At 69.2% G+C, this 7,221-nt stretch carries 5 protein-coding genes; all 5 read right to left on the bottom strand.

From position 1 onward, the window contains the following. Nucleotides 1-5: 5 nt before the first annotated feature. The 5 genes from ACWEBX_RS28915 to ACWEBX_RS28935 all read right to left on the bottom strand — a co-directional run bounded on the left by ACWEBX_RS28915 (nt 6) and on the right by ACWEBX_RS28935 (nt 6,628). Complete coding sequence (locus ACWEBX_RS28915) at nt 6-2,744, bottom strand: exo-rhamnogalacturonan lyase family protein (protein ID WP_451887731.1); 2,739 nt, start codon at nt 2,742-2,744, stop codon at nt 6-8. Nucleotides 2,745-2,845: 101 nt separating this feature from the next. Then, nucleotides 2,846-3,466 carry a hypothetical protein gene (locus ACWEBX_RS28920; protein WP_451887732.1) on the bottom strand — a complete coding sequence of 207 codons (621 nt, stop codon included), beginning with the start codon at nt 3,464-3,466 and terminating at the stop codon, nt 2,846-2,848. A 2-nt stretch (nt 3,467-3,468) separates the two neighbouring features. Next, nucleotides 3,469-4,374, bottom strand: a complete 906-nt coding sequence (locus ACWEBX_RS28925; protein ID WP_451887733.1) for a carbohydrate ABC transporter permease — start codon at nt 4,372-4,374, stop codon at nt 3,469-3,471. Next, nucleotides 4,371-5,327, bottom strand: coding sequence for a carbohydrate ABC transporter permease (locus ACWEBX_RS28930; protein WP_451887734.1), 957 nt, complete (start codon nt 5,325-5,327; stop codon nt 4,371-4,373). The genes ACWEBX_RS28925 and ACWEBX_RS28930 overlap by 4 nt, the downstream gene beginning before the upstream one ends. 11 nt (nt 5,328-5,338) lie before the next feature. Next, nucleotides 5,339-6,628, bottom strand: a complete 1,290-nt coding sequence (locus tag ACWEBX_RS28935) for an ABC transporter substrate-binding protein (protein WP_451887735.1) — start codon at nt 6,626-6,628, stop codon at nt 5,339-5,341. Nucleotides 6,629-7,221: the final 593 nt, after the last annotated feature.

The raw sequence follows: 7,221 nt of genomic DNA on the forward strand, positions 1-7,221 counted from the left end.
ACCGGTCACGAGGGCATCCGGTCCCCGAGGAGTGCCAGGTTCTCGATGGCGGCGAGGCCGTAGAGCGCCGTGTCGTTCGTGTAGACCCAGTCGGCCTCGCTGCCCGGCACCAGCGTGACCGGGCCGCTCAGTCTCTCCGTCTTCCAGGGCGAGGACTCGGTGTAGCCGTCGGAGCTGTAGAACTTCGCCCAGGCGCGGGTGGCGAGCCGGTCGTCACCCGTCTGGACGGCGGCGTAGGCGTCGAGGCGCGAATGGCCCTGGAAGAGCAGCAGGGTGCCGAAGTTGGTGCCGTAGCGGGCCGCCTGCTCGGTCTTGGTGGCGTTGAAGTAGCGGCAGTAGTCGAGGTACGCCTCCTTGAAGGCGGGCATGTCGACGAGATCGATGAGTTCGGCGCACAGCTCGTTCAGGCCGAAGACGGCGGACAGATGCGAGACGCCGACCACCGGCGCGCCGGCGACGGCGAACCGGCCGGTGTCGAGGTCGTACAGTCCGGAGCCCTGGACGAATCCGTTGGGCTGCGCGGCGATGGTCTCCATCGTCGACAGCACCCGTGCCCTGGCCTTCTCCCACTGCGGTCCCTTGCGCTCCCACTCGGTCAGCCACGCCGAGACGAGCCCGCTCCAGTCCGTGCCGAAGCCGATCGACAGCGCGTGCCGGTCCGGCGTGTACGGCTCGGTGCGGATCTTGCGCAGCGGGTCCAGGGCGAGGAAGGTCTCGTCGGAGTCGACGTTGGCGCGCATGAGGTCGCCGACGCGTTCGTCGGCGGTGAGGAAGTAGTAGTAGCGCCGGTAGGTGGTGTTGGCGATGCGCTGCTGCTTGGCGCTGTCGGCGTAGTGCTGCACCCCGTGCCGGGTGCCGAGTCCCGCCCACCGGCCGAGGTGGTAGACGTCGACCTCACCGGTGTGCCGGGTCATCGTCTCGGCGAAACGGAAGATGTCCGCGCGGCCGCTGCGCAGGTAGGCGAACCACAGCCACAGGTCCGGTGACAGTTCGGAGTTGTCCCAGGCGTAGCCGCCGACGTCGTAGCGCCATTGGTGTCTGACCGGGTCGTACGAGTGCATGATGTCGCCGTAGTCCCAGAAGCCGTACCAACGGCGCATCTCCACCTGGTCCTTGTAATAGGTGAAGAGGAAGTCGAGGTGGTCCTCGATCCTCGCCTTGGCCGGTGTCGAACGGTCGGGTTCGGAGTAGAGACCCGGACCGAAGACCTTTGCCTTGATCAACTGCCGTGGCGGAGCGGCGAGTTGCGGGAGCACGCGGACGGCTTCGATCTGTTCGGCGAGCCTCTCGGGTGTGGGGGTCGACTCGTTCGCCCAGAAGAGCAGTTCGGAGGTGCGGGCGATGCCGTACGGGGTGCCGAAGCCCGGCTCGTAGTCCTCGTAGGTGATGTTGAGGCCTTCGAGCTGTTCCGCGTACGTGTCCTGGCCCATGCCGTCGTGGTAGAAGCGCAGGTCCATGGGCTGTGCCTCGGGCGACCAGAGCCAAAGGGTGACCTCGGCCTCGTCGGTGTGGGCGTCGCGGATGTCGAGCTGGGCGGGGTACTTCTCCCAGAAGTCCCGCAGCCCGAAAGAGAATCCGCCGCTCGGTCCGCCGAGGTAGCCGAAGCCCGAGGCGCGCCGGCCGCCGCCCGCGGCGATCCAGCCGTGGCCCTTCCCGGTGCGCTTGCGCAGGGTGAAGCCGTCGGCGGAGAGCTGGGAGAGGGTGTAGTCGCCCCACTGGGGGATGTACGGGAGCCGGGTGGTGACCCGCTGGTCCCAGGTGGACGGGTCGGCGAGCTTCTCGCCGGCGAACTGGGCCGCCTGGACGGCCGCTCCGGGGTCGCGACGCAGTCCGGTGACACCCTGGACGGCCTCGCGCAGCAGGCCCGTGCCGTCGCCGCCGACGCGGATGTGCCGGTCGTAGGCGGCGTCCCGCATCGGCACGGTGAAGCGGACGCCGAGCCCGCCCACGAAGTCGCCGCTGCTCTTCCCGGGTTCCTGCTTCCCGTCGAAGGTGATCGTGTGCACCATGCGGAAGGAGTCGGCGCCCGCGTAGAAGTACAGGCGGACCGAGAAGGGCAGCCAACTCCGGTCGCCCTTGCGGTGCTTGCCGTCGATACGGACGACGGCCCGGACCGGGCCGTCCTGTTCGACCTCGGTCGCGGAGATCGCGCTCTCGAAGCGCTCGGACTTCACGGCGCCCTGGTCCTCGTCCTCGATCTCCGGCCGGCGGATGAGGACGAGGCGGCCGGTCCTGGCGATCTCGGTCGTTCCCCGTGTCACGGATCTGACCAGTGCGGAGCCGCTTCTGCCGATCTTCGCGGTGATGACCCCGGTCGAGACGGAGACGACCCCGCCGCTCGTGGTGACGGTGACCTGGCGCTCCGGCGCGACGGCCTCCCCCGCGGTCAGCGTGAGCCGGCCCGTGTCCGAACTCATCGCGTGGGCGGTCCACTTGAGGGAGCCGTCCGGCCAGTAGGCGAGGGGCCAGGACTGCACGGGAACGGCCGTGCCGTCGGCGTCCGTGAGCGCGAACGTCCGGTCCGGCCGGTACGCGCCTCTGGGCCAGGGCACGCCGACGGTGGAGCCGGGGGCGGCGCCGAGGCCGCCGTCCTCCAGCCAGTCGAGACCGACGGGGTCCGCGTCGGCGGCCTCCGGTTCCGAAACGGCCTGTGCGTTCGGGGTTCCGAGAACCCAGCCGGCCTGCGTGGCGGCTCCGGCGACGGCGGCCGCCTTGAGGAGGGACCTGCGGGGAAGGGGCGACATGGCCTTTCCTTTCCTTACGGGATGGTCAGGGGCATGACAGTCATGAGGGCACGACAGCGCGGGGCCGGGCGCTTCGTGCTCCGGCCCGCGGGAGTGCGCGGTCAGCGGCGCCGACGGCGCCGCTCCTCGACGGCGACGGCCGCCGCGGCCACGGCTCCCAGGACGGGCACCGCCAGCGGCGCGACGAGAAGGGCGGAGCAGACGACCACGGCCAGTCCACCGACGAGCAGGAAGGACCCGGCGGGATCGAGGACGGTACGGCGTCCGGCGTCCGCGAGCAGCCCGCGCCAGGCGGCTCCCGGCTCCCAGACCGCGGCCGCGCGCAGCCCCGCGACGGCTCCCCCGATCAGCGCGAGGAGCCCGACGGCCCCGACGAGCGGACCTCCGGGGATTCCGGCGCGTACGGCCTGGACGTCCACCCGGACGGCGGCCGCCCCGGCCCAGCCGGCGACGCCGACGAGCCAGCCGCCGCGTACGGCCGACCGGAAGTCGGCCACGAACTCCCGCCGTCCGCCGCCCTCATGGGCCGTGCGCCGGCGCAGATGCCGCGCGCCGGCCGCGAACGCGGCGGGAACGGTCACGAGCGGCAGCGAGGCCACCGCGATCCACACACCGGTGAGCAGACACTCCGCGAAGAGGGCGAACCGCTCGGCGAGGACGGACTCGCGGGGCGTCCGGCGGGCCTTCGCCCCGGCGCGGGCCCTCGGCTGGGTGACGGTCATGCTCAGCCCTTCAGTCCCGAGGTCGCCATGCCGTCGATCAGATACCGCTGGAAGGCGAGGAAGAAGAGGAGCACGGGCAGCAGCGCCACCAGCGACATCGCGATCATGCCGCCGTAGTTCGCGACCCCCTCCTGGTCGCGGAACATCATCATGCCGAGCGAGACCGTGTACTTGCCGGGCTCGTTGAGGTAGATCAGCGGGCCCATGAAGTCGTTCCAGGCGTTGATGAAGGTGAAGATGGCGCTGGTGATGAGGGCCGGGCGGCACAGCGGCAGCACGATCGACCAGTAGATCCGCGGATGCCCGCAGCCGTCGAGCCGTGCCGCCTCGTCCAGTTCGCGCGGCAGGTTCCGCATGAACTGCACCATGAGGAAGACGAAGAAGGCCTCGGTGGCCAGGTACTTGCCGAGCAGCAGCGGCACATAGGTGTTGACCAGCCCCGCCTTCTGGAACATCACGTACTGCGGGATGAGCAGCACGTGATATGGGAGCAGGAGCGTGCCGATCATCAGCGAGAACAGCACCTTCCGCCCGGCGAAGCGGATCCTGGCGAAGGCGTACGCGGTCAGCGAGCAGGAGATCAGGATGCCGGCCACGGAACCGAGCGCGTAGAAGAGGGAGTTCTGGAAGAAGGTGGCGATCGAGATGTCGGCGATCCCGTCCGCCAGCCCCTCGAAGTTGGCCAGGATCGGGCCGGCCGGGAAGAGTTCCAGGCTGCCGATGATCTCGCGGCTCGGCTTGAAGGAGGCGCCGACGACCCAGAGCACGGGGTAGAGGACCACCCCGAGGATCAGCAGGGCTCCGATGTGCCAGACGAGCGAGCCGGCGCGTCCGCGCCCCGGCGTCCGCGCGTGTCCCGGGGTCTCCCTCGTGCCGGAGCCGGTCGCCCGGCCGGTGACGCCGCTCATCGGGTGTCCTCCTCGTAGTGCACCCAGCGCTTCTGCGACCAGAAGAGGACGGCCGTCACCAGCGCGACGGCGAGGAGCAGCATCCAGGCCATGGCGGAGGCGAAGCCCATCTGGGACTCCCTGAAGCCCTTCTGGTAGAGGTAGCAGGTGTAGACGAGCGTGGCGTCGGCCGGTCCGCAGGTGGTGTTGGACACCACGTACGCCGAACCGAAGATCTGGAACGAGTGGATCGTCTCCAGGAGCACGTTGAAGAACAGCACCGGGGAAATCATGGGCAGCGTGATGCTCCAGAACCTGCGCAGCGGTCCCGCGCCGTCCACCTCCGCCGCCTCGTACAGTTCCTTCGGCACCTGCTTGAGCCCGGCCAGGAAGATGACCATCGGGGCGCCGAACTGCCAGACGGTGAGCGCCACCAGGCTGTAGAGCACCCGGTCCGGATCGCCGACCCAGCCTCCCGCGGGGAGGCCGAGGAGGGACTGCGTACGGTCCACGACGGCGTCGTCGGAGAACAGCGCGCGCCAGACGAAGCCGACCGAGACGCTCGCGCCGATCAGCGACGGGGCGTAGAACGCGGCCCGGTAGAAGGCCTGGCCTCGGCGGCTCCGGGCGAGGAGCAGGGCCACCCCGAGCGCCAGCAGCAGTTTGAGCGGCGTACCGATGACGACGTACTTGGCCGTCACCTCGACGGACTTCTGCCACCGGGGGTCGTCGAACATGGTGGTGAAGTTGTCGAAGCCGATCCACCGCGGCGCGTCGAAGAGGTTGTAGTCGGTGAAGGAGAAGTAGAGGGAGGCGGCCATCGGGCCCGCGGTCAGCAGCAGGAAGCCGGCGATCCAGGGCGACATGAAGAGATAGCCGGCGAGATTCTCCCCACGCCGCCGCCGCTCGGCGGAGCCGGGGGCAGCGAGCCGTGGCTGTGCCGCATCGGGCGGGGAGTCCTTGACGAGCGTCACGGCGGTTCCCATCAGACGGCGAGGGCGGTCTTCGCCTCGGAGAAGAACTGCTTCACCGCGTCGGGGACCTTGGTGGTGCCCTGCGACATGTCGCCACCGATGCGCAGGAAGGCGGCCTCGACGGTGTCGGCGCCCGCCGGATGCGGAGTGATCGCCCCGAGCACCCCGGCCGCGGCGACGTCCTGTTCGTACTGTGCGATGGCCTTGCTGGGGGCGTCGGAGGGCTGGAACGCGTCGAACTGCTCGGTGGTGGCGAGGATCCCGCGGTCGTAACCCATGATCTTGCCGACCTCGGGGTCGTGGACCATGAAATCGATGAACTGGGCGACTTCCTTGGGGTGTTTCGTATGTGCGGAAGCGCTGAGCATCAGCGAGGCGAGGTACTGGCCGGTCTGTTTGCCGTCGGTCGTCGGGATCGGCGCCAGACCGTAACTGCTGTCGCCCTCGGCCGTATAACGGACGGTGAAGTTGTCCCATGTGAACTCGGAGGCCGCGTGGCCCGCCGAGAGGGAGGACTTGGGCTTGTCCTGTTCGACCCGCTGGGGATCGGTGATGATGCCGGCCTTCACACGGTTGTAGCCGTCGGTCCACCACTCCGTCAGATCGGCCTCGCCGAAACCGAGTCCGTCCTCGGTGAAGAACGCCTTGCCGTTCTGCCGGAGGTAGAGGTCGTACAGGTACATGATGCCGAAGTAGCCGGTGTCGCCCGCCACCTTCTGCGTGTCGTGAATCCTCTTGAGCGCGGCGAAGTACTCGTCCCAGGTCCAGCCCTGCTTCGGCGTGATGCCCGCCTTCTCGAACACCTTCTCGTCTATGACAAGTGACATGGTGTTGGATCCGACGGGAATTCCGAGCTGCTTTCCGTCGACCTGCCCGACCTTCTCGACTCCGGAGCGGAAGCCTTTCAGACTGAGATTTCCGGCGTCTATCTGGGACTTGAGGTCGAGCAGGATCCCTCGCTTGTCGTACTTCCGCAGAAATCCGACGGCGTTCTGGAATATGTCCGGCGGATTTCCGCCGGCGGCCTGCGTCTGGAACTTCTCCCAGAAGGCCGCATAATCCTGGAAGTCCGTCTGCACCTTGATCTTCGGATACTCCTTCTCGAAGAGCGCGATGGACCGGTTGATCCGCTTCGCCCGCTCATCCGCACCCCACCAGGCGTAACGGATCGTCACCGTCCCGTCCCCGGCGCCGCTTTCGCTCCCGCCGCAGCCGGTCGTCGCGGCCAGCCCCAGCGCGACCACCGAGGCTCCGGCCGCCTTGAGCACCGTCCGCCTCTCGACACTCCCGTTGTTCCCCACTGCCAGGCCTCCCCGCACCGTCGACACCGCCTGCATGAATCGTTTCAAGTAAGCGCTTGCTGGCACAAGGTACGGAGGCGCTTCGGGTGCGTCAATGATGCGGACAGGAATTGATGTGCGGCGCTCCGATCCCGCCGTGCCCACCGCCGCGCCCCTTCCGGCGCATTCGCACAGGAGTACGCAGGTCGGACCCGCACGGTCGGCCCACCGAACGATCCGTGCCCGGCGGCACGATCCGCCGACGCGGCCGAAAACGTACTCCCGTGACGGGTGCTGACGGGGTGCCGGCGGAGCCGCCGGAAACGGAGCGTAAGGGCGACGACTCCTTTCGCCCCCTCCGCCCCTGCCCGACCCACACCTGGGGCTCCGCCCGAGCCCCCGCTCCTCGATCGCCGGAGGCGCTGAAACTTTCCCCGCCGGGGCTGAACATCGCACCCGCAGCCGGTGATCCGGCGGCAGGGGGCAGGCGGCACCACGACGCACCCGCAGCCGGCAACGCACCGTCGGGGCCGTGCCGGTACATCGATGCCCGTCGCCACCGCCCCCCCCCCCCCCCCCACCCCCCACCCGCGGATTCCCCCCCCGAAAGGTCG

The sequence above is a fragment of the Streptomyces sp. NPDC005070 genome, from assembly GCF_053600395.1.

Bases quoted from the DNA above. Each gene is read 5' to 3' on its own strand.
- ACWEBX_RS28915 (WP_451887731.1), bottom strand. From the start codon at position 2,744: ATGTCGCCCCTTCCCCGCAGGTCCCTCCTCAAGGCGGCCGCCGTCGCC.
- ACWEBX_RS28920 (WP_451887732.1), bottom strand. From the start codon at position 3,466: ATGACCGTCACCCAGCCGAGGGCCCGCGCCGGGGCGAAGGCCCGCCGG.
- ACWEBX_RS28925 (WP_451887733.1), bottom strand. From the start codon at position 4,374: ATGAGCGGCGTCACCGGCCGGGCGACCGGCTCCGGCACGAGGGAGACC.